The 23,417-nt window shown below is 32.6% G+C and carries 22 protein-coding genes and 1 pseudogene; 4 read left to right on the plus strand and 19 right to left on the minus strand.

What is annotated here, in order from left to right:
• From Q8X41_RS02320 to Q8X41_RS02330, 3 genes are all read right to left on the minus strand, one after another.
• A complete protein-coding gene (locus Q8X41_RS02320; protein WP_397538653.1) occupies positions 1–1,692 on the minus strand; it encodes an alpha-glucosidase in 1,692 nt (563 codons plus the stop codon).
• Between the two features lie 175 nt (positions 1,693–1,867).
• Positions 1,868–2,374 (minus strand): DUF1648 domain-containing protein, encoded by a 507-nt coding sequence (locus Q8X41_RS02325; RefSeq protein ID WP_397538654.1) that lies wholly within the window; start codon positions 2,372–2,374, stop codon positions 1,868–1,870.
• A 1,007-nt stretch (positions 2,375–3,381) separates the two neighbouring features.
• Positions 3,382–4,686: a VTT domain-containing protein gene (locus Q8X41_RS02330; RefSeq protein ID WP_397538655.1), complete on the minus strand. Its 1,305-nt coding sequence runs from the start codon at positions 4,684–4,686 to the stop codon at positions 3,382–3,384.
• 689 nt (positions 4,687–5,375) lie between these two features.
• Between Q8X41_RS02330 and Q8X41_RS02335 the strand changes: the two genes are divergently transcribed.
• The gene (locus Q8X41_RS02335) at positions 5,376–6,215 is read left to right on the plus strand and encodes an aldo/keto reductase (RefSeq protein ID WP_397538656.1); all 840 of its coding nucleotides are present in this window, start codon (positions 5,376–5,378) and stop codon (positions 6,213–6,215) included.
• 376 nt (positions 6,216–6,591) lie between these two features.
• Here Q8X41_RS02335 and Q8X41_RS02340 read toward each other — a convergent pair whose 3' ends face one another.
• The 4 genes from Q8X41_RS02340 to Q8X41_RS02355 all read right to left on the minus strand — a co-directional run bounded on the left by Q8X41_RS02340 (position 6,592) and on the right by Q8X41_RS02355 (position 10,330).
• Positions 6,592–7,284 (minus strand): AIM24 family protein, encoded by a 693-nt coding sequence (locus Q8X41_RS02340; RefSeq protein WP_397538657.1) that lies wholly within the window; start codon positions 7,282–7,284, stop codon positions 6,592–6,594.
• Positions 7,285–7,675: 391 nt separating this feature from the next.
• Positions 7,676–8,677, minus strand: a complete 1,002-nt coding sequence (locus Q8X41_RS02345; protein WP_397538658.1) for a hypothetical protein — start codon at positions 8,675–8,677, stop codon at positions 7,676–7,678.
• A 469-nt stretch (positions 8,678–9,146) separates the two neighbouring features.
• The gene (locus Q8X41_RS02350) at positions 9,147–9,521 is read right to left on the minus strand and encodes a DUF1761 domain-containing protein (RefSeq protein WP_397538659.1); all 375 of its coding nucleotides are present in this window, start codon (positions 9,519–9,521) and stop codon (positions 9,147–9,149) included.
• Positions 9,522–10,174: 653 nt separating this feature from the next.
• On the minus strand, positions 10,175–10,330 hold the full coding sequence (locus Q8X41_RS02355; protein ID WP_397538660.1) for a helix-turn-helix domain-containing protein: 156 nt from the start codon (positions 10,328–10,330) through the stop codon (positions 10,175–10,177).
• A 322-nt stretch (positions 10,331–10,652) separates the two neighbouring features.
• Here Q8X41_RS02355 and Q8X41_RS02360 point away from each other — a divergent pair, with 322 nt between their 5' ends.
• Positions 10,653–11,618: a quinone oxidoreductase family protein gene (locus tag Q8X41_RS02360; RefSeq protein WP_397538661.1), complete on the plus strand. Its 966-nt coding sequence runs from the start codon at positions 10,653–10,655 to the stop codon at positions 11,616–11,618.
• A gap of 162 nt (positions 11,619–11,780) precedes the next feature.
• On the opposite strand, the gene Q8X41_RS02365 is transcribed toward Q8X41_RS02360, so the two are convergent.
• Positions 11,781–12,629: a LysR family transcriptional regulator gene (locus Q8X41_RS02365; RefSeq protein WP_397538662.1), complete on the minus strand. Its 849-nt coding sequence runs from the start codon at positions 12,627–12,629 to the stop codon at positions 11,781–11,783.
• A 21-nt stretch (positions 12,630–12,650) separates the two neighbouring features.
• On the opposite strand from Q8X41_RS02365, the gene Q8X41_RS02370 reads away from it, so the two are divergent.
• Positions 12,651–13,001, plus strand: a complete 351-nt coding sequence (locus Q8X41_RS02370) for a hypothetical protein (protein ID WP_397538663.1) — start codon at positions 12,651–12,653, stop codon at positions 12,999–13,001.
• Positions 13,002–13,215: 214 nt separating this feature from the next.
• Here the strand turns inward: Q8X41_RS02370 and Q8X41_RS02375 are convergent, their stop codons facing one another.
• The 11 genes and pseudogenes from Q8X41_RS02375 to Q8X41_RS02425 all read right to left on the minus strand — a co-directional run bounded on the left by Q8X41_RS02375 (position 13,216) and on the right by Q8X41_RS02425 (position 22,616).
• On the minus strand, positions 13,216–13,683 hold the full coding sequence (locus tag Q8X41_RS02375) for a YrvL family regulatory protein (protein ID WP_397540185.1): 468 nt from the start codon (positions 13,681–13,683) through the stop codon (positions 13,216–13,218).
• Positions 13,684–13,778: 95 nt separating this feature from the next.
• The gene (locus Q8X41_RS02380) at positions 13,779–14,408 is read right to left on the minus strand and encodes a VC0807 family protein (RefSeq protein WP_397538664.1); all 630 of its coding nucleotides are present in this window, start codon (positions 14,406–14,408) and stop codon (positions 13,779–13,781) included.
• Between the two features lie 184 nt (positions 14,409–14,592).
• Positions 14,593–16,587, minus strand: coding sequence for an FtsX-like permease family protein (locus tag Q8X41_RS02385; RefSeq protein WP_397538665.1), 1,995 nt, complete (start codon positions 16,585–16,587; stop codon positions 14,593–14,595).
• Positions 16,577–17,338 (minus strand): ABC transporter ATP-binding protein, encoded by a 762-nt coding sequence (locus tag Q8X41_RS02390; RefSeq protein ID WP_397538666.1) that lies wholly within the window; start codon positions 17,336–17,338, stop codon positions 16,577–16,579. The genes Q8X41_RS02385 and Q8X41_RS02390 overlap by 11 nt, the downstream gene beginning before the upstream one ends.
• A gap of 102 nt (positions 17,339–17,440) precedes the next feature.
• A complete protein-coding gene (locus Q8X41_RS02395) occupies positions 17,441–18,355 on the minus strand; it encodes a sensor histidine kinase (protein WP_397538667.1) in 915 nt (304 codons plus the stop codon).
• A gap of 66 nt (positions 18,356–18,421) precedes the next feature.
• Positions 18,422–19,114 (minus strand): response regulator, encoded by a 693-nt coding sequence (locus tag Q8X41_RS02400; protein ID WP_397538668.1) that lies wholly within the window; start codon positions 19,112–19,114, stop codon positions 18,422–18,424.
• A gap of 235 nt (positions 19,115–19,349) precedes the next feature.
• A pseudogene (locus Q8X41_RS02405) lies at positions 19,350–19,596 on the minus strand (ferredoxin--NADP(+) reductase); the annotation flags it as partial.
• A 425-nt stretch (positions 19,597–20,021) separates the two neighbouring features.
• Positions 20,022–20,291, minus strand: coding sequence for a hypothetical protein (locus Q8X41_RS02410; RefSeq protein ID WP_397538669.1), 270 nt, complete (start codon positions 20,289–20,291; stop codon positions 20,022–20,024).
• Positions 20,292–20,829: 538 nt separating this feature from the next.
• The gene (locus Q8X41_RS02415; RefSeq protein WP_397538670.1) at positions 20,830–21,033 is read right to left on the minus strand and encodes a DUF4083 domain-containing protein; all 204 of its coding nucleotides are present in this window, start codon (positions 21,031–21,033) and stop codon (positions 20,830–20,832) included.
• Between the two features lie 477 nt (positions 21,034–21,510).
• Entirely contained in the window at positions 21,511–22,029 is a 519-nt protein-coding gene (locus Q8X41_RS02420; RefSeq protein WP_397538671.1) for a hypothetical protein, read from the minus strand.
• Positions 22,030–22,184: 155 nt separating this feature from the next.
• Positions 22,185–22,616, minus strand: a complete 432-nt coding sequence (locus tag Q8X41_RS02425; protein WP_397538672.1) for a hypothetical protein — start codon at positions 22,614–22,616, stop codon at positions 22,185–22,187.
• Between the two features lie 262 nt (positions 22,617–22,878).
• Between Q8X41_RS02425 and Q8X41_RS02430 the strand changes: the two genes are divergently transcribed.
• Complete coding sequence (locus Q8X41_RS02430; protein WP_397538673.1) at positions 22,879–23,262, plus strand: hypothetical protein; 384 nt, start codon at positions 22,879–22,881, stop codon at positions 23,260–23,262.
• Positions 23,263–23,417 lie beyond the last annotated feature (155 nt).

The raw sequence follows: 23,417 nt of genomic DNA on the forward strand, positions 1-23,417 counted from the left end.
TTATTCACCTCCAACTTCGATTACAAAGGCTTCATACGGTCGAACGATGATTGTGCCATAGGCAATTAAGGGACATTCATAATTAGCAATGATGATTTTCCCTTGTTTATCGTCCACTTCAAAGTTCTCCCAAGATATTTGCTCTGTTTCTCCATAAAAATTGGCTACTATAATCCATTCCTGATTGCCTAATTTTCGTTTATAAACAAAAAGGCTTGGGTGTTCACGTAATAGTGATTGAAACGATCCATAAGTAAGAATGTCATACTCTTTTCTTAACTGAATTAGTCTTTGATAGGTGTAAAAAATGGATGAAGTCTTTTTTAATGCATTTTCTACATTGATTTTCGAAGTATTTTCATTTAGATCAATCCATGGTTTACCTGTTGTAAAACCACCTGATGAAGTCCATTGCATTGGTGTCCTTGCATTATCACGGCCCTTAGCGTAGATGCTTTCCATGATTTCTTCATGTGAATTTCCTTGTTGACGTTTGGCACGATACATATTTAATGTTTCAATATCACGATATTCTTGAATATCTTGAAATCTCACATTTGTCATCCCAATTTCTTCACCCTGATAGATAAATGGTGTTCCTTGCATCATATGAAGGCAAATAGCTAACATTTTCCCTGATAACTCTCGATACATCTCACTATCATTACCAAACCTTGATATAATGCGAGGCTGATCGTGATTATTCCAATACAAACTGTTCCAACCAACATCGTGGAGTTCGAGCTGCCATTTTTCCATAGTACGTTTTAAATTAATAAAATCTAAAGGCTTGAGATCCCATTTTTCATAAGGGCCGCTATCTAAATCCATATGTTCAAAAGTGAATATCATCTGAAGTTCTTTATTATCTGGATTTGTATAGATTTTGGCACATTCAGAAGTCGTACCAGGCATTTCCCCGACAGTTAATACATCATACTGCTGCAAAACTTTTTCATGCATATCTTTTAAATAGGAATGAATCTTTGGACCATTTATAAAAAATGGACTGCCATCACCAAATTGATGATGAGGCTGAATTTCTCCATCTAGTAATCTACTATCTTTTGATATAAAGTTAATGACATCCATTCGGAAACCACCAATCCCCTTATCAAGCCAAAACTTCATCACAGCAAATACTTCATTTCGTACTTGCGGGTTTTCCCAGTTTAGATCTGGCTGCTTCTTCGAAAATAAGTGTAAATAATACTCACCTGTTTGCTCATCTTTTTCCCAAGCACTACCTGAAAAAACGGAGCCCCAATTATTAGGAGGCTGTTCCTTTTGACTATCACGCCAAATATAGTAATCGCGGTACTTTGAGTGGAGAGAGGAACGAGATTCTACAAACCAAGCATGTTCATCTGAAGTATGGTTAACGACAAGGTCCATGATAATTCGGATTCCATGCTGTCTACCTTGTATTATCAATTCTTCAAAGTCTTCCATCGTTCCGAATTCTTCCATGATCTTGAAGTAATTTCGAATATCATATCCGTTATCATCATTTGGAGAATCATAAATAGGACTAAGCCAAATGACTTCAACTCCTAAGCGCTGTAAATAACCCAGTTTTGAAATGATGCCTCGTAAATCTCCGATTCCATCACCATTCGAATCCATGAAACTTCGCGGATATATTTGATAAACTACACTTCGTTTCCACCAAGGTTCCTGTAACTGAACCATCCCATCACTCCAATCTAAACCGTTAAGAAAGATGACCAATTGTAATTACCTATACTTATGCAAACGGTTGCACATCCATGCTAAATAAAAGAGCATAATTTTGGGTTTTCGATGATGTAGATGTAGGTAACTACTATATTTATGCATAAAAAAAGATTGATACGATTTCTCGATATCAATCCATATCCAAGTCTTTAACTGATGAAATCAGTGTCATAATAGTGGGAAAGAGAATTATTAATGCAAGAATAATCCATATTGCTCCTTCTAAAACCGCTCTATTTCCTTGTGCAATATGAATCGTTTCCCAAATAACTAATGCAAATAAAAGAAAGCTCATGTTTCTAATAAATGATAGCATTAGAATACTCTGTTTAATAATCCGTTCCATATTTGAATCGATCTTTCCGATTGGAGAATTATGCCATTCTGGATGAGTTTCTAAAAATTGAAGTGCAATACCAACTAAAAGAGTAATAAATGGTAATAAAAACAATTCCCATTTCGGTCCATACCGATCGATTTCTCCTTTAAAACCAAAGTGTGTCGGAACTTTAGCAGGAAGATTGGACCAATTAAGAATTAAATAGGCTAAAGACGCAACAAACAATGCAATTCCGACAGTATCCATTAAATGCATTAACGTCGTCTTTTTTATAATAGTTGTCGTTCCTTGCTCCATTTCAAACCCACCTTTAAATTATTTAGAAGTAGAATTAGAAAGAGGCTATCTTTCAACTCTACTGAGAAATTTTTGTCTACTTATAATTATGTGCAAAAATCTGAATATTTATGTATTGAATTAATGTAACGAATAAAACTAATGAAAATTTAGTTTTTTATATCTTTCTAAAGGATAAAGTTGACTGTAGTTGAGTTATCCAACAACTTTTTATAAGGCTTTATTTAACTATCTGAATCAATTTCATAAATCTATTTTTAGTTTTAATTACGAATTTTACTATTCAGATATGGATGTTCCGCTACAGACGGCGCTTTCCACGAGCTTGGCTTCAATCTCCTCGTCATTATGTTAAAGGTACTTATAAATCTGTTTGCTGCATGATGTGGAATTAGCTTCGCTTTCCGCGGGCGAGCGTTGAGCCTCCTTGGGGCAACCGGATGTTGGTCACGGAGTCGTTGCCACAGGACGTGGCGTTCTTAGACTCCGTTCCTTAACCGCCCTGCGGGGTCTCACCTGTCTCGCTTTCCCGTAGGAGTCTTCGCTAATTCCACATCAACAAATTTAGCAATACAAGATTTTCATCTACTTTTACTTAATCATTGCATTTACTTCGTTCCTGCGTGGCTTTCAGCTCAAGCTTTTCCCGTAGGACTCTGAATGAACCTCACTGAATTACCCTCGCACTAAGGAAATGCGAATGCATTTTCGAGGAGTCGCCGTCTTCCGCTCCACAATCAACAAAATTGAATAAAATTATTTGTTCGTATATTTTATATTAACTTTGCATTATGAAATCGATTCATCTAAAAAAATAAGATTACAGCAAAATACATCATAGTCTGATGATTTTTGCTGTAATCCTAAATCCTTAATAGTGATTGCATTCCATAGTAAGTTTATGTTCAATCAATTACATAGTTGTAAATTAATTCACTTCCCCAAATCTTAAACTCTATATAAGAGAGATCTTCAATTCTTTTAGCATACTCTACTCCATTCAACTTTTAGCTGTCGGCTTGAACGTCCATGCTTTTAAGTAATTGGAAAAATTCAAGGAGAAGAATATTTAGCCCGAGCCACACGCCACCAAATACATATCCAGCCGCCACATCACTTGGAATTTCCATTTTAAGATATATAAAACTTATGGCAATAAAGAAAAGTATAATTAGTCCAACAATTGAAACGAATGTCTTTACCCAAATTTTACTTAATATACGAACAAATAGAAAGATAAAGAATCCATAAATCACCATAATCATTAAGGATTTTTCACTTGGGAAAGCAGGAATAAGATCATTTATTAGATAATTATGATTAGGAGAAAAGGTATGGAAAATTCGCGTTAAACTATCTTCATAAAGTTCGCCACCAAGTACAACAACCACAAGGGCTGTTATATACATGATTCTATCGTGTTTTTTCAATACAATACAAATTAGTGAGAAAAGTATTAGAACAATCAGAAATGCCCAAGACCCCATTGATGAGAATTTAAGCATAAATTCAGTCCATCCTTTATTGAAAATTAAAGGTATCAATGTCCCTATAAGTTCATTAAAATCCTGAAATTCATTTCCGAGAAAGTCTTGAATCATTCCAATCATTAATATAATTAGTCCTAAAGTGGCCAAAGCTGTAAAAGATAAAAATAACGCAGCTCGTTTTCGGGTATGAAATATTTGTAAAGAAAAATGCAGAATTCGAATTGCTGTATTTTTAAGTTGCACTTTATATTTTTTGTATATATAAATTGCTATGAGGATAACAGCTGCAACAATTCCACCTATAATCAAATACTTTTTAATTGAACTTTGAAACTTATCCCATTGAGGACCTAATATCTTTCCAAAGGTGATAAACACTGTTACCCACAGAAAAGCCCCAAAGTACGCAAACAGTGCAAATATACGAAACGGTATCCGGGTAGCCCCTGAAAAATAGCCAGTAATATGTCTAACCCCAGGAATGAAAAAGGCAATAATCAACAACTTATTCCCATGTAAACTAAACCATTGAGATGTTTTCTTAATTCTCTCCGGCCCAAAATGAAGATAATGGCCATATTTCTCGAAAAAAGGAGTACCTAACTTATAACCTACCCAATAAGAAAAGGTCATTCCAGTAGATGCTCCAAGTCCAGCAATCAAGATGCTAAGAATCCAGTTCAAATGACCTTGGTATACAAGAAACCCACTGTAACTCATAAGAACTTCCCCAGGTAATGGAAAGGCAATCAATTCCAAAAAAAGTGCGACAAATAAGACAATATATCCGTACTGATCCATATATCCAGTAATATTATCCATGATTTATCCCCCCTTTTTTAATACAGCTTTAAGTTGATATTTAGAGTATTTTCATTTGCTTGTTTAATTAAACAAAAAAACAATTCAGAAGCCCTGAATTGTTTTTTATTTTATTTATTTTAAATTGAATTAATATGCTTAACTACTTCTCCTATATGGACCTATTTATTGTAATTGTTTCTGTATTAATTTGATTAAGAATGGTATCAATGCAGTTGTATAAATCACCACCATGTGTTGTCGGTTCTTTTGATGCATATTATACTTTTACGTTAGGCTTAGAAGGACACAATTCTATACTCTTTTCATCTTTACTGCTTTCTGTTCAAGTTGCTACATTTTTATATACCTGAGCAGCTGCTTCTTTTTGAACATTATCTTAGGAAGTCGCAATCCAAGCAAAGACGAACAGTATCATTAGACCAATAACCGAGGCAAAACCCATCGTCTTCCATAAAGTTTTATAGTCCAATAAACAATCCCCTTTCCGCCTAAAAATGTAAGCGCTTAAACATTTTAGTATCAAGACGTTTAATACTAATTACACTAAACTATGATTTAAATGATTTAGCTATGTATAAATTGTTTAGGTTTGAATGTAGTATAAAATATAAGAGGAAATATATATTCTTAGATTTCTCATTCAGTACGTGGTAAAATATGTATTCAGAAAAGGAGGAGTGATTGATATGACAAATCAAACTGTTACATTAAACAACGGAGTACATATACCTGCAGTCGGTTATGGAACTTTTCGTGTAAAAGATAGTGATGAGCTTGCTGAAAAGGTTACACTAGCAATTAAAGAAGGCTACCGACATATTGATACAGCACATATTTATGGTAACGAAGAAAGTGTTGGTCGAGATATCAAAAAAGCTATAGATGAAGGCCTAGTGAGTCGTGAAGAATTATTTGTCACTTCTAAAGTTTGGAATGACGGACTTACTTATGATGAAACTATTGAAGCTTACGAAGAAAGCATTCGAAAATTAGGTCTTGATTATTTAGATCTTTATATCATTCACTGGCCTGGTCAAGATGACAACTATATTGAAGTATATAAAGCGCTTGAAGAACTATATAACAAAAACAAAGTTAAAACGATTGGTGTAAGTAACTTCCATGTTCATCATTTAGAAGAGTTACTTGCAAATACAACGGTTGTACCAGCAGTCAATCAAATTGAATTCCAACCTCGTCTAACACAAATGGAAGTTCGAGAATACTGCAAAAAACATGGAATTCAAGTGGAAGCTTGGTCACCACTTATGAATGGTGAAATTTTAAATGATCCAACACTTGTTGAAATCGCTGAAAAGTATCACAAATCAACAGCACAAGTCGTACTTAAATGGGATCTTCAAAATGACGTTATCACCATTCCAAAATCAATGACACCATCTCGTATTCGTGAAAACTTAGATATCTATGACTTTACTCTTTCAGGAGAAGAACTTGAAAAAATTTCTTCATTAAATGAAGATTTCCATTATGGTCCTGATCCCGAAGTTTATAATTTTAAATAATAAATAAAAAACAGAAAGCACAAACATTTTGTTTGTGCTTTTGATTTTATTAACAGAGCTTTTTATAATTTAATTACTAATATTAGTTACTTTGGATACAGTTCATTATTCTATTAGTAATTTTAATGCTTCTTTATTTGATTATAATTTTAGTCTGTAAACTATTTCCCCATCTATTACTCTTCCATCTGATACAAAATCAAATTTTTCATATAAACGGCTCGCCAAAACTAATATTGGACTAGACTATAAACATAGCTTTGAACTTCTCTTTGCATCTAGTTCGAAAGGATTTATTCAATTAAATACTCTAGAAAGAGCTTTTCAAGTATTTCAATTGCCATGAGTGCTAATTAAGTTATGTACCTAAAAGTCATTAACTCTGTGTCTGCATATAAACTTCTTCATACGGTTGAACAATGACAAACCCGTCTCCTTCAAATCTCATTTGAATGGATTCACCGCTGCCTCTTCCAATGAAGGTTTTAAGTGAAATATCTGTTTGAAATTCAGGGTGAAGGTTTCCTGACCATGCAACAGTTGCATTTGGATCTGTAATAATTGGATTTCCTGGAGTTACACGTAAAGTAAGTGGTTCATAATGTGCCGTAATAGCAATCATACCAGTTCCTTCACACCGAACATTAAATAATCCACCTGCCATCATACCTGCTACCTTTTTCATAAGCTTAATATTGTGTTTGATAGATGGTTCGAATGCAAGTAGGTCATTTCCGTTTACATAAACTGCTTCGTCCTGTAAATAAAGAATAATGATTTTTTTCCCACTGTCAGCAAGATATAACTTTCCTTGCCCATTTGCTTTCATAAGAGCAGCACCCTCACCAGTAAAAGCCTTTTTGAACATAGCACCGATTCCATGTTCTAGAACACCTTCTCGTTCAAACTTAATACTTCCATTGTAAGCAACCATTGAACCAGCCTTGGCCCAAACAAGTCCATCAAGATTCACCTCCAACAAACGAGGTGTCTCTAATTCAAAAAAGCCTTCTCCTTTATCCACTTGCTCTGTATTTTTGATAAATTCAGCAATCGAGTATTTATTCATATCATACATCCTTTCTTTTTTTTACATATACGTAAAAGTGTGCTATCTGGTTTCAAATAAAGTAGCTTTTATATCTATTTCTTTTTTCCGTCAAACTGCGGGGTCAATTGCAATTGAAGTATGGTCGGTTCTATTATAAAGGCTCGGCTCTACTAAAACAGGAACCGAGCCTTTATCTTATTAAACCTAAGCACTCATTAATTGAAATTAAAGATGATTATTTCTTATTTTCCCCTAAATCTTTAATTTCTCCTTTTATTACTTTACGCTCGGCCCTTCACCTTATCATTCTCAATATCTGTGTCATCGATATTTCTAGTTGACCTTTTTATAAAGAGTCTTATTTCACTAATCTTGTTGTCACAAATATGGCGAAGGTTCGTACGGAAACTCAGGAACTTTCGTTTGATAACTCGCGAGTACAATCATCGCGGTCGTGTTGGAATGCCAGTGTAGCAGGGTTCGTATTGCCAAAAGTCAAATACCATGGCGAACCTAAAGGGCCTCCCGCTGAAGCAGACGGCACGATCACATCAAACGTCTTAAAATGATGGATGACGTTATATCGCCGCACCGAACCAGTGTCAGGACCATCGCCTGTAATGGGAACAAACAGTTTTCCATCGGGACCGAACAGGAGTGCCTGTGCAAAAGCGCGTGGCTGTCCGACGACATCGAGTTCAATCTTATTTAGAAACTTGCCCGTTTTACCGTCAAAAATCAATATTTTGTCCGTGTCTTTGTCATCCCTTCTGAAACTGGTGATATAGAGGTTACCGTCAGGACCAAAAACTAGACCTTCAGGACGGTTGAGGTCATTTTCAGTATTGCTTGCAATAAACACTCCAATGAACTGCCCTGTTCTTAGATTAAAGCGTAATACCGAGCCACCTGATCCCTGTGGAAGTTTTCGAACGGAAACATACAGTAATCCATCGGGACCAATAACCACAGCACGTGGATGGAACTGGCCAGTGAAGCTGGAGTGGTTGAGGTTGCCAAGAAACTCCCCAGTGGTGCCATTATACAGCCGAACTTCTCCTGGCACGTCAACATCACCCATGTCCGCCACAAAAAGGAGATTTTCATTCGATAGGACAATGCCACGCGGTGCGAAAGGAGCACCTGGTGCGTTAGATTGTACAAGCTCACCAAGAAACTCCCCAGTTTGTCTATTGTACTTCAACACGTCGCCATTCTGGGGTTGACCAATGTTTTGGTTGGTAACAAGTAGATTACCACTATGGTCAAAGATGAGTCCTCTAGGACCGTTTAACCCGTTGCTTCCAGATGCAACAAAACTACCAAGGAACCTCCCCGTTTCTGCTTCGAAGGTCTTCACAGTGTTGTCGAAGCCGTCGCCAATGTAGAGGAAGTCATTTCGTTTTATCAATGCATAAAAGCCTCCCTATTTTGATTTATTAAAGTAAAAAACTATCTTTTACTTTAATATAATTTATTCACAAGGAAGATTTTTTTATAGACGACCATACTGTAAAAATAAATAATTTACCGAAATTAAGAAAAATGAATGTATCAAATTTAAACTACTGGGATGATAATCCCATTCAATCTTTTTGGTCTGTAAACAATTTCCATATCAATTACTCAATCATCTACTTCAAAACCCAATTTTTCATTTAAATGCTTTGAAAAGCACCTCCAAAGAAATTGTTATGAACTATTACCTGAACTCCTTTAAAGATACTTTTTTATTTTGTCTTACCCAGAACGGCAAATTCATTCACGTAAAGCATTGATAAATCAATAAAAAATAGGGTACGAAAATCATTAAGATTTCGTACCCTATTTGCGTTGCGATTCGTTGTTTTGCACATTTAAAGAGAATAAAAGCAATTCGATTAAACAAAAAGAGCGTGAAGTGCCCCTAGTAAAGTGAAAATGATTAAATGATCACCGATTGCAATCAAGAAATTCTTCTTATTTACAAGTCCAAATAATGAATTTTTCAAATAAACAATTGAAATTAGAATACCAATTATTCCACCTAGCATAGCACCTTCCAACAGATTATTAGAGTTAGTCGCTTGTACTAGTAAAGCAATAAAAAAAGAACTAATAAATGCAACGATCACTGAAATCACATATTTTAATGCACCTTCGCTTTGATTTTCCTTTCCTACTAATATCAAATAATAGATGGCACCATAAATCATATACAAGATACCACCGGCAATAATAGCAAAATAATTTAACGCACTTAAATCAATAGACATACATTTACCCTCCGGTTTTATTTAGGCTCAATGGCTAAAGCGATTGCACTGATCCTTCAAGTAAGATTGAGTGTCCCGCTCACTTCTTCGATATGTACAAGTTCTATCGGATTCCCCAAATATTTATTCCCACTAATCGGTAACCAATAGCTATATAATTCTGAATAACATTCGATTAACATACTTCTTTCACTATACTCTACAGGCTCATCAAAGGAATATAATACATGGTCATTTCGTCATCAATAATAAATCTCTCCAGAATTCGGAATGGCGATACGACAATCATAACGACTTTTCTCCGGTAATGTAATGTAGGGATTGTTCCTCGGAACACCAAACATCATTGTATCCTGTTCGTTCAACCCTCTAGCATTTGACCATCGATAATGCTCTTCCCAAACATCTGGAATTCCATTCAAATAAGAACCAATACTATACCTGTTTACTGTAGTGCACTTTGGAAATTGAACACCCTGTACTTTAGTTAAGTCTAGCCATTTGAATTCATTATAATTGCTTTGTTCATTTCCTGCTTTCTTATTTGTGCTTACTAGTTTAGATTTCTTGAGATTATGATATTCTCGAGGAAATCGTTGTAAGTAGGCCCCTTCTCTCCAGCTTTTTGAACTCGTTTTAAAATAGGCATTAAATTAGGATGTAAAAGAGGACAATGATGAATAACCACTTATTAATGCAATTTGAGTAATAGGTAATTGTTGTTCATAAATTAATAAATGTGCAGCATTCTCCAATCGAAGTTGTTTCACATAGCTAGCTGGAGTTTCGCCAATAAACCCTTTAAACAATCATTGAAAATGAAAAGGAGAATAGGTCAAAACTTTAGCTAACTGTTCAAGAGGGAGTGGCTCATGAATATGTTTTTCTATATACTCCACTACTTTATTGATTTGCATGTGCTGAACTTTATCGTAATTCATTGATTTGCTTGTACTCCTTTATAATCTACTATGTTCTTAAGTTATTTCAATTTTATCAGAGGCACTTGATTTTCACATCATCATCCAATGGTAAAATGGATAAATGCACACCATTCTAAGCTAAATCCTAAGCAAACAAACAGGATTAATGTTAAAATAATTTCATTCTATTGCTAAGGGAGTTTTAGTATTGAAAGCACTTGTTTTCAACGAATTTGGTGATTCTAATGTATTACATTATGAAGAAATTCCAAATCCAGAAATTCGACCAAATGAAGTTTTAGTTCGTACTAAAAGTATTGGACTAAATTTTGCTGATATATATAGAAGAAAAGGAAATTATCATTTAGCTGGTGAACCGCCCTTTATTTTAGGCTACGAAGGTGCAGGTATTATTGAAGCGATTGGAGCTAATGTTACAGAAGTACAAATTGGTGATCGAGTTGCATTTGCGGATGTTCCGTTTGCAAATGCTGAGCTAGTTGCCACTCCAATTGAAAAATTAATTTTACTTCCAGATGAAATTTCATTTGATGTTGCATCTTCTATCCTTTTACAAGGCTTAACTGCTCACTATTTAACGAGTGATAGTTATCAAGTTCAACCTAATGATACGGTTATTGTTCATGCAGCATCTGGTGGTGTTGGACAAAATTTAATACAAATTGCAAAAATCTATGGTGCAAAAATAGTTAGCCTTACTTCTACCAAAGAAAAAGCTAATAAAGCTTTAAAAATTGGTGCAGATGTTGCCTTTACATATGATGACAATTGGGTTCAATCAGTCATTGAGTACACAGAAGGTAGGGGTGCAGATGTAGTTTACGAATCTGTTGGCTCTACTCTCGAAGATAGTTTTAAAGCAACTCGTATTGGCGGCACAGTCGTATTCTTTGGAATGTCAGGTGGAGATCCTGCTCCAGTTGATCCACGTATGTTAATGGATACTTCCAAAACATTAACAGGTGGCGATTTATGGAATGTTCTTACATCATTTGAAGAACGACAAAAACGTTCTAAACAATTATTTAACTGGATAATCGCTGGGAAACTTCAACTTCAATCTCCAACTGTGTTTTCTCTTGAAGAAGGAGCAAAAGCACATGATTTTCTTGAAAGTCGTAAGAGTACAGGAAAAATATTATTAAGACCATAAGCATAATTACTTTTAATAAGAATCATCCGATATGGATGATTCTTATTTTATTTAAGACTTTATAAATTGTCATGGTTATGATTTTCCATGTATAGAGTTAAAATAATCATTTCATTTCTGAAGGTGAATAATAAAACCTCGCCTTTGTTTCAGTTTCCCTTTTTAATAGAAGTGGGAATATCTGATTTTGTCTAACAATGGTATAATTTGATCGTTTTCTTTAAAGTATTTTATATATAAATCAACGGTAGGTAATTCAAATAAATCAAAATCTAATATATTAAATCTTCCTTCCATCATTTCTTTATAAATAATGGATTTAGGTAAAAATGCCATTCCTAAAACGTCTTTTACAAATCTTTTAACTATGTAGCTTTGGGATATAGACATCAAGCGAACTGTGCTGAGATGCTTTTGTAATAATGGTTCAATTAATATTGCTTCATTTAAATGCCCCGTAAATAATGGATATTTAGCGAATAAATTCTGTAATTCATAGTATCTCCCTGTTTCATCATCTTGGCTATCAAGAGGGAAAACTAACTGCATTGGACTTGAAATAATTTTTTCTGCATGGATAGAACTATGCTTACTTTTACCAATCCCTATGCCAATATGCGCTTTATTAGAAAGCAGCTGCTCATCAATCAATTCCGAATCTTCAACAATAATACGAATATCATACTCTGGATGCTCCATTAAAAATTGATAAATAATATGGGGTAAATTCGTTTCAGTTAATAACGGAGATAATACGACCGTTACTTCAGTTTTCTTTTGCTTTGAAAATAGCTGTGTTGTTCGTTTACTTTCCTCTACTTTTTTTAGTATTTCAGTTGCTTGTTTTAAAAAATATTGCCCCTCCTCGGTTAAAGAGATTTTCGTATGCTCTCTTTTAAACAACTTAACTTGAAGACTTTCTTCTAGTTGATGAATATGAACAGTAATACTCGGTTGTGAAATAAACAATTTTTCAGCAGCTTCCCGAAAATTTCCTGTTTCAGCAGCCACTACATAAAGTTACCCAGATTGATGCCTTCTATTTCTTTCACACATAAATTCGGGAGCATTTATGAAGATAAGCAATATAATATGAATCATTCCCTATATATCATGTATGTTAATAAAGATGTAAGGGAAAATATTTATAAAATTGATATTCGTCCTTTAATAAATAAAATTAATTTCAAAGATAAATTGAACCGCAATGGTAAAGAATTTACACTTCAAGACCGTAGTAAAGCCATTTATTTTGAAAGTCCCCAATTTATTTTTTTGATTTTTGAGAAAAATGATTTGCAATATCTACTCGGAATTTATAGAGAAGTATCAAACGTAGAAACTCCCGAAACATTAGTTCGAATAGCTAACTCAGTAGAATAAATTCCTTAACAGAATCTTTCTATTATATTTATTTTCGGGTAGTGAAGTGAAATTTACTTATTGTTCGGCAAAATTATAAATCGTTTAGTCCTCTCTCTATTGGAGAGGGCCTTTTTATTAGGTATATTTATCCTATATATAATTATTTCATTCTAGCTCTTCACTTAGCGGGGACAATAATACAATAAGAATAAGTATAGAGGAAGCACTGTCTTTATTGTCTCCTACTATTTTTTAAAATCGAATCTATTTCTTTAAATTCATCACTATCAATTATTGGTGGTTCTTCATCTTTCGCTTTTAATTTTAAACTAATTAATCCAGTAATAAGTGAAAATATAACGGCACCTTGCCAATTTATCCTTATATTCTCCATAAAGGTATCAAGTAAATTAATTAAGGCAAATGTCAATCCGGTATCCAAGGAATATGATAACCACCCTTTACTTGATTGGATAATACCAACAGATTTTAATGCTTTGGGTATCGCATTTGCTATTAATGAAAGAGGTAATTCAAGTAGTAGATATAGAACAAAGAAAGATATTAAAGAAGCAAATGAATTATATCGTAATCCGAGTATTCTTAATACAATAAATTCAAAAAAGATAATACCAAGTAAAATAATTAGAACAATAGATAAACAGATCACTATTGTTTTTATTTTGTTTATTTTAAACACTTCTTTCAATTCAAATTTTCTACTCATTTATTAATAATTTTATAGAAGTTGATTAAGATATAATTCCTCGTATTTTTAAAAGTAGGCTTAGTGCATTAATTCACATTTTTAGCAGTAAATTCTTGCTGTCGTAGTAGTTTTGCAATATAAATAAATCCGTAGAATGATATACCCCCTATGCCCCATCCAATAATTTCTCTAATAATAATTCCTTTATCAAAAGCATCTACTCCATATTTTGAAATGAGCCAAATCTTGATTGTTGACAGTAATATGTTTTTAATTGCAAACCCAAAAGTAATCCATTTAAAAATAAGTAGTATTTTCTTTTGAAAGAATTGTTTTTTCATCCGTTTTCGGTTATACCCCTGCATTTCTACAAAATCTAATGAAAAATACAAATAGATTGGTCGATTCACTAAAATTGTAACGATGAATACAATCCCAAAGAAATAAGAGTAATACACATTATTCCATAGCAATTGAATAGCAGATCCAGATAAAACATCAATCAATGTACCAACAATCAAATTACCCATCATAAATACACCAAAGAAATTGAGTTTCTTAAGTAGAATGAAACGAATCATACTATAGATGATTCCAGGTACAGAAGAAATTAGCATAGCATAATAATCATCAATATATTTTCTACTGAATTGCCAAATAACTATTGGGAATACAGCATAAAATATTAAATCTAATATTCCTACACTCTTTTGCAACCTTTTCCCCTCACTTATTCAAATTATTGAGCTGTTTATTTAGAAAATTTTCGTATTTTTTAACTAGAAAAGCATTTATGAAATTGATTCATTAAAATAAATATACATAATTTTCAATCAATTAATTCCAATATAATACAAAAAAACATCCCAATTCAATAGCAAATTGAGATGCTTCTTATTCTTAAAGTATTTCTTTAATGATTTTTTTATAATAGTTTGATGTTAGGATCGCAAAGACCGAATAAAGGAGAATATAAATTCCCATTGTAATTAGGAGTGGAACCACTAATTCTGTACCAAAGAACATCCAGCCTGATTTTACTGCAAAATAACTATGGCAAATTCCAATCAATAAAGGTAACCCGAAACTAAATAATTGTTTTCGATGTATCCCTTTCATAATTTCATCTGTTGAGAAGCCAATTTTACGCAATGTCATAAATGATCCGCGTTCTTCTTCTGCTTCTGTCATTTGTTTAAAGTAAAGAATACTACCTGTTGCAAGTAAGAAAGCCATTCCTAAAAACCCTGTAATGAAAATCATTAACCCTAAACTTTCAAGTTGCATTTTATACGACTCTTCTTTTGCTTCTAATTGGAGTGTTTCACGATCCCCTTTCTTCTTCACACTTGCCTTAAATATACCATCATTCGTTGTTTTTTTAAAAATCGATATTGCCTTTTCCATTTGTTTACTATTTGTAATCGTATAACCAGTATAAGAAGTCCAAAGTGTGTTTTTTTGGATCGCTTTATTTTTTTGAAGTTGTTTAAATAATTCATCTTGAATGATAACTGCTGGTGCGCCAAAAGTAAGAATTGAATCAATACTTGCCTGTTTTTCAATGTCTACTAAAGTAAGATCTTGTTTGGAATGATCCGTATGAAGAATCATTTTCTTTCCTACTTCAAAAGGTATAAATTTTTTCATTATATCACTATAGCCCGACATGACAGCTTCATTTTTATTGAGATGAATATTTGGAATAAGTTGTTTGGCATCACTTTCTTTTATTACCATTGTATCCATTTTCGAATTGTTTTGATTAGCTGGTACTGGTTCTTTTAACAATGGATTTAAATCTATTTGCGCATTCAAAAGTTCATAATGATTGGTTTTGAATTCGATATTTTCCTTCTGTAATGCTTTTTCGAACGCTTTACCTTCATTATTAACAACAGACATGTCGTAAGGAGTAAATTGTTCAGTTCTAGCTTCCACAGAATAATAGGATATATAAGATAGAGAAAGTATTGCTAGTGCCAACGCGGTCATAATTGTAATAATCGAAAGAGATAGTGCATTACTCTTCATTCGATGCATGATTGGGGTAATGGAAAGTACATCATTTAATGATAAATGACCCTTTCTAGACATTCGAATCATATTCATGATAAATGCGATTGAATATCTAAACATTAAGAATGTACCAATAATAACACTACCTAATACCATTCCCATTCTTTTATATAATTCATTTATTGAAGCTGTTTTGTCCATTTCAAATAGGATTGTAGATAGGTAATAGCCATAGATTATTAATCCAATTCCTATTACACCCAATAGTAATTGAAATGGATTCATTTTTTTCATCTTTTGTTCTGCTTTACTTGTTGCTTTAAATAAATCTAATAATGATGTACGATGAACAACCCACATTGTTTGGAGTAAGACAACGATTAATAATCCTGCAAATACCATCAATGTTTGGAATAGAGCCTCTGTTGAGAAATCTAGTGATACCTCTCTCTTCGTATCAATCACCTTTAAGAAAATTAATGCGAAAAATCGTGAGAAGAAAAATCCGATGAGAATACCAATAAGTGTTGCGCCCACCCAAAGTATGATATTTTCAATCGTTAACATATACGAAATAGTTGATTTGGGGATTCCAATCATTTGATACAGTCCGATTTCTTTACTACGTCTCTTCAAAAATAATTGATTAGCATAGAATACAAAGAAAAATACAATAATCAATAATAAGATGGATCCTACTCTAAAGGCCGCTTCAGCCTTCATACTTGAATGAGTTAGCTTAACAATAGCTCCATTATGCTGTAATGTAACAAACGAAAAATACAAACCTGCACTAAATATAAGAGCGAAAAAGTATAAGTAGTAGTGTTTTATATTTTTTCGCATACTTCGAATGACGAGAGTACTAAGCTTCATAACCATCACCGCCTAGTACACCTTGCGTTTTCATGATTTCTTGAAAGAATTGAGTACGAGTTTTATCCCCTTTGTATATTTGAGTATAAATTTTCCCATCTTTTAAGAAAAGAACACGACTACAATAACTTGCTGCTACTGGATCATGTGTTACCATCATAATCGTAACTCGATTCGCTTTGTTTAACGTTCCTAAGTTTTCAAGTAATGCTGCAGCTGATTTAGAGTCAAGAGCGCCAGTTGGTTCATCAGCAAAAACAATACTTGGCTTAATAATAAGAGCACGTGCAGAAGCTGTTCGTTGTTTTTGTCCACCTGAAATTTCGTTAGGGTATTTGTTTAAGATTTCTTCGATTCCTAATTGTTTCGCTAATTGATGGCATCGTGTTTCTGCTTCTTTTTTGTTCGTTTTTCCAACAGCTAAAGGTAAAAGGATATTTTCCTTAACTGTTAATGTATCAAGTAAGTTATAATCTTGGAAGATAAAACCCATTTCAGTACGTCGGAATGCCGATAGTTGTTTTGATTTCAACTTTTGTAATGATTGACCGTTTATTTCTACGATTCCTTCTGATGGACGATCTATTGAACAAAGAACATTTAACAAGGTAGTTTTACCAGAACCTGAAGGACCCATAATCCCAACAAATTCCCCTGTTTCAACTTCTAAATCAATTCCTTTTAGTACTTCTTGCGCGAACAGTTTTTTTCCGTATACTTTTTTTATTTTACTTGCTTTTAATATGCCCATTGATTTGATTCCCTCCTGCATTTGTTAATACTATTTTATAAAGAAAAGGACGTGGAATCGTTCGATTGACGTGACAATTTGAATTCATAAATGACATTTTTGTCACTTTGATATTGTTTTTACAAATTCATTGGCTATTGGGAATGTTAATGTGAATGTACTCCCATCATTTATGGTTGAATGAACATCGATAACAATTCCTAATTTCTTTGCCGAATTATGAGCTAAATAGAGCCCCATACCAGTTGATGCACTTTGTTTACGACCTGTTGAACCCGTAAAGGACTTGTGAAATATTCGTGGTAAATCAGCAGAATCAATTCCTTCTCCTGTATCTTGAATATGTAATTTCTGATGTCCTTCTTCATCTTTCGTTACATAAATAGTGATGGTATCTCCCTTATGACTGTACTTAACTGCATTTGAAAGAATTTGCCGTATTATAAATGAAAGCCATTTCTGATCTGTTAAAACTGAAATTTCGATATCATCTACATCTATAGCTAAATTCTTGGCAAAACACCATGATTGTAGCTCTTTTATTTCTTTTAATACGATTGGATATAAAGAGACTTTATCCAGAACTGTATCTTGCTCAATACTTCTAAGACGTAATGTGTGTAATGTTTGGTCAAGTAGTAGGTGGATCCGCAACCACTCTAACTCTAAAGGTTTCCTTGTCTCTATAGGTAAATCTTCAATCATTAGCTTCAAAGCTGTTAGAGGAGTTTTTACTTCATGAATCCACGCTAAGTGTTGATCTCGATCTTCTGAAAATTGTATCGTCAATTCATTCTTGTATCGTTCCAGTTCTAGTTCTGATTCATGCAATTTGGAAAGAATAAGGTCTTCAAAACGATGAAATTCTTCTGATGAATCCATAATTATCTTTACTACTTTCATTTCTTTTATATAGCGCCAAATTAGAAAACATACAAAGAAGAATAGTAATGTAGCATTCAGATACATTGTTGAAATACTTGTAAATCCTACATCTAAATTTAAAAGCAAGTTCATCCAAATCATGCAAAATACAAAAAATAGAATCCACGAGAGTCTTTCTCTCAAAAACAATAGAATCAACTATTGCACATCCTTTGTAACAGCCATATATCCGAGGCCTTTCTTCGTGACAATTACATCAGTTAATGAAAGGTCTTCTAATTTACTTCTTAATCGATTCACATTAACCGTTAAAGTATTGTCATTTACAAAACGTTCGTCATCCCATAATTTGCGCATTAAGTCATCTCTTGATACAATTTGGTCTTTATGTTCTAAAAGTATTCGAAGGATAAACTGTTCGTTTTTTGTTAATTCAATCGTTTTGTTTTTTTTCGTAATAGTACTAGTTGAATATTCAATTGTTGCGTCATTCCAAAGTACATGCTCTACTGTTTCTTCTGTGTAATCATAGGTTCGACGTAGAATGGCTTGTACTTTTGCTATTAAAACGTCCATATTGAAAGGCTTTTGAATATAATCATCTGCCCCCATTTGCATGGCCATCACCATATCCATCGGTTGATCTCTTGAGGATAAAAAAAGAATTGGCACCTTAGTAATTGATCGTATTTCTCGACACCAGTGAAATCCATCAAACGCGGGTAGTTGAATATCGATGATCACAAGCTGTGGTTGGATTTCATGAAATGTATTCATCACATGTTTGAAATCATCTGGTCCTTCAACTTGCATATCCCATTGTAAAAAATGCTTTTTGATGAGTTGGGCTATTGCCTCATCATCCTCTATTAATAAAATATTAAATGCCATAAAAGAGCTCCTTACTACTGTTTACTAAAGATTATCATAACACTTTTGTGGAAATGGATGGAATAATTGTGTTGTTTTATTACTAAAAGAGTTTTGATATTTTCTTTTGGTTTGGTAGATTTCTATTCACGATTTCAGCAATTCAAGTATTAAACAATGAACTATCCTATATTTAAATATCTGAATTGTATGTTCACGGATATAAAGACGTACTATGCAAAGGTTGTACTTTCGATTAAGGACCTATATTCACTTTGGCATGATTAATGGCTATTGGTCCTTTCTCACAAAACCAATAGCGATCAGCTTTACTTCCCCTTCATAGGTACATATATCTCCTGCTGCATTTACTCCTGGAATACTCGTTTCATGCTTGGAGTTCACTAAAATAGAATTCTTCTATATAGCAAGACTCCATTTTTTTATTGGTCCCAAGGTTGAGATGATTCGTAGTGAATATTCACATCGACAATATCAACTATTTGTAAGCTCTACAATTTGTGCTGAAGAATCATTGATTCTTCAGCACGGTTACTTACCATTTTATAGATTATGTATTTTACTTATTGCTTATCTTTTTTAATTTTATATAGACTAGCGAGGTATATATTTCTATAAATAAAAGGATAAATTACATTTGTATTTGTTGGTTTAGAAAAAAAGCGCACCGCAATTGTTATTTACTGACAAATATAAAAACTCCATTTTAAAAAAAATGGAGTTTCACCTACTAACTACTTATGTGATTTTTATAAAAAATTTGATCATTTTAATAATTGCTCTTAAGGAACAGCACACGTTTACATGAATTAGCATGCTATATAAATTACTACGTAAATGTTTACTCTTCGCTTTTCTTCACTCGACACGCTGTTCATTTATTCTAATCATTAAGACCTTGGACTCGTTATTTTTTTTGACTCACTACATCTAAGCACCAAGAGAAGTTATCCCAAGCAGAGTACCAGCCGTTAAAAAGTTCAGATGAATCATCCCAACGGACATCGAACTTCTTCTGACCGTCTACATCCACTAAATATAAAGAAAGTGTCTCATCCGCCTTTGAAACAGCTAACACCATACCATTTTGAAGTTCTTCTTCAGTAAATGGAACGTCCGAAACCGAACGTAACTGTGCTTGTTCAAATACTTGTTTGTTCATAATTTTATAATTCATAATTATCCTCCAATAAAACTTTCTGTTATGTTGAGCTCCTACTTTACCTGTAAATCATAGGACTATAAAAGTATATCCTATATTCATTCAATATTGTAAACAATAAAAAATAAGCTTTAGTTCTTTTCAAGTGAACCTAGCTAAAGACGTAACTGTTACTGAAATACATCACAAAAAAGAACGCATTCCTCCATCTGGAAACCGTTCTTGAATCAATCACTATGATAACTCCAACCATACCAATATCTCATTGATAATGGTAATTTTACCAACTTTAACGAATAACTAATTTTGTTGAAATTTCATACCCTAAAGCGATTAGGTGTTGTAAACTGTTGCCTTTTGTAATATAAGGTTATAATTCTATTGAGTTAATAATACCATAATATACTTGATCTTCATAACGATTTTTCATGCTTATAGTAGGTCAATTCATATCCATTCTTTTTTCTAGCCATCCTTGAAGCTATACTTCACCACAAAATTTGTAAGAAAACTACGTTCTTGCATGGGAGTTAAGTGTACTATATTAAAACTATTATTTTCTAAATAAAGAGTCACTTTTATCTTTTTCCATTAATTCTATTATTTTATCCAATTTCATTTCAAGTTCATTAACTTGATTTCTTTTCGCCTTTTGATTCAAAAGTAATCTCCTTATAAAAAGTGTAAACGATACTACAAATAAAACGATAAGTCCTAATACTATTATTTGATATATCATGTCACCTACACTAAACATTAAAACATCCCCTTTTATAGAAATGGTACAGCATAACGTACATCTATCACACTTAATAATTACTTAATTTCAACATTTATTGTTGATGATTGGAGTTTAATTAGTAATTTTTCTTCCACTATCCTATATCGTTAGTATACTAGTTCAACAAAAAAACGTTAATCTTTCTTGAATCAACGTCCACTTTCCTCATTTAGCTTTGTACAGCAAATAAGAAATCCTACATTAATAATAAAGATAAAATCCTTTAAGGAATCCATTTTTCACTTCAAATTTTCGTTTTAATGCACAAAACCCTAAATAACCGTATTGATTATTTAGGGTCTGCTATCATTTAAGGTCTTTCAACATTTTCACATTCTTTAATTCGTACAGAAAAAAGAACGGTGTCAAACGAAGATTCGTATAGCAGGCGTCCCTGTTTGCATTCCCTTCATACTGAAGAGCTGAACTCATGAAAAATAAGATGATTATTAATTAATAATGGATTGAATGGTTACTATCTTTATCTGTAGTTAATTGTTCAAGGGTATTCCATTCAACAACTTTTTCGCTTTCATTACCATTAACGTTAAACTTTATTTTCACTCTTCGATCACTATCTTCTTTTACATCTTTTAATGAAAGTTTGAGCACAATTTTCCCTTTACCTTTGACTTCTAAATTTTCAATACTTTTTAAATCCCCTATATCTGATTTACCATAAATTCCAGATTTCTTTAATGGATCTGCTCCAAAAAATTCATAATTTATTCCATCATCCTGGTATGTGATAGGCTGCTCAGCTCTTTTAATCAACTCAATTGACTTAATTGTCACAGGCGATTTACCTGTCCATTCAATTGTGTTAACAATATAATAAACTTCATTTGGCTTAAAAGTGAAACCAATATTCCATAAATCAAATTCACCTGTTACAGTCGTCTCCTTTTCAATACAACCAACTACTGGAACCAAAAAGAATAAGACACTTATACATAATAGTAGCTTTTTCATATAAACACCCCCTACAATAATTTACCATAAAAAACCATAATTTTAATTTGTCCCGGTAGTAAAAAAGCGTATCTTTAATTAAAATATGTATTGTATCAGCATCTTCGGAAATAAAAGGAAATGACTCGAAATTTTTAGTTTAAGTAACTCTCCTTTTACTTTATATTTACATCAAAAATAAAAGTTTCTTTTCCTTTATCCCATGTTGTTTTAAGTTTATAAATATAATATCCATCATCTGATGGCATAATTATTTTATTATCTTTAATTTCAACATTATCACTTGTACCATCTTCATTCAGTTTAATTGCCGTTATGGAAGAAGGATTTCTTTCAATTTCAAGTTTTAGTGTATCTCCTTTTTTTACTTCTAATGTTTTGAATTGATCTGCTAATTCATATATATCTGGAGAACTCTTTGTATTAATTTCAATGTTATTTCCTTTCCATGAATATTCACTTCCAATCATTGTATAATTTTTATTATCTACAACAACTTTTCCTTCGGGTTCAGATTCAATTGAATGTGTATTGCATCCAGTCAAAAAAGTAGTAATTAATATAGATGAAATTATCCTTTTCTTCATTTCAATAACACTCTCCTTTTTACAATTATTTTTTTATTTTTTATTATATAATTATTTTAATTAATTTCACTTTTATGTAAAATCATTACATTTTATTATTATGAATATAATACCACGAAAACCTAAAATTTGTTTAGAAATCTATAACCTACAGGTTTTACAACAAAAGTTAAGAGAATGGGAGAAATAAATAACCAAAAAATAACTAAAATGGTAAAATTAAAAACGATGAGAAAATAGAATTATAAGAGGTGAAGATTCGGTGAAAATAAAAACAATTTTGTTTTTATTTATTTGTTCTATGTGGTTAGTAGCTTGTAACAGCTATAAAGAAACATCAAAAACAATAGAATTTCGAGAAATGATGAATTTCGAAGAAGAAAAACCCAATACACTACACATAATAACAGATGCGGGAGATATTAAAATTATAGAGAAGACATTTAAAAAAGCTAGAAAATTAGGTGAAGTAGATAACACAATAGTTCCGCAATATAAGATCAAACTAAGCGATGGAGAATATTATTTATGGATAGACAGTACAAATATAGGGACTATAGCAAACATAAAAAGTAGAAATATGTTTTACAATATCAATTCTAGCAAAGAATTTAAAGAGATCCTTAATTATCAAGTACAAAAATAACAGAGAAAGAAAAAATAAACTAAAATAAATAAATCCACTCCTTAATATCAGCTCAGCTTTAAATCAGGCGTTTCATTATATTTTACTCGTTGAACTAACCTGCTTCTTTAACACAATAAGTCCACCAAAAACAGCGTCTAATCTTATTGAATCAA

Origin of the sequence: Rummeliibacillus pycnus, from assembly GCF_044359855.1 — a bacterium.
Lineage (GTDB): Bacteria > Bacillota > Bacilli > Bacillales_A > Planococcaceae > Rummeliibacillus > Rummeliibacillus pycnus_A.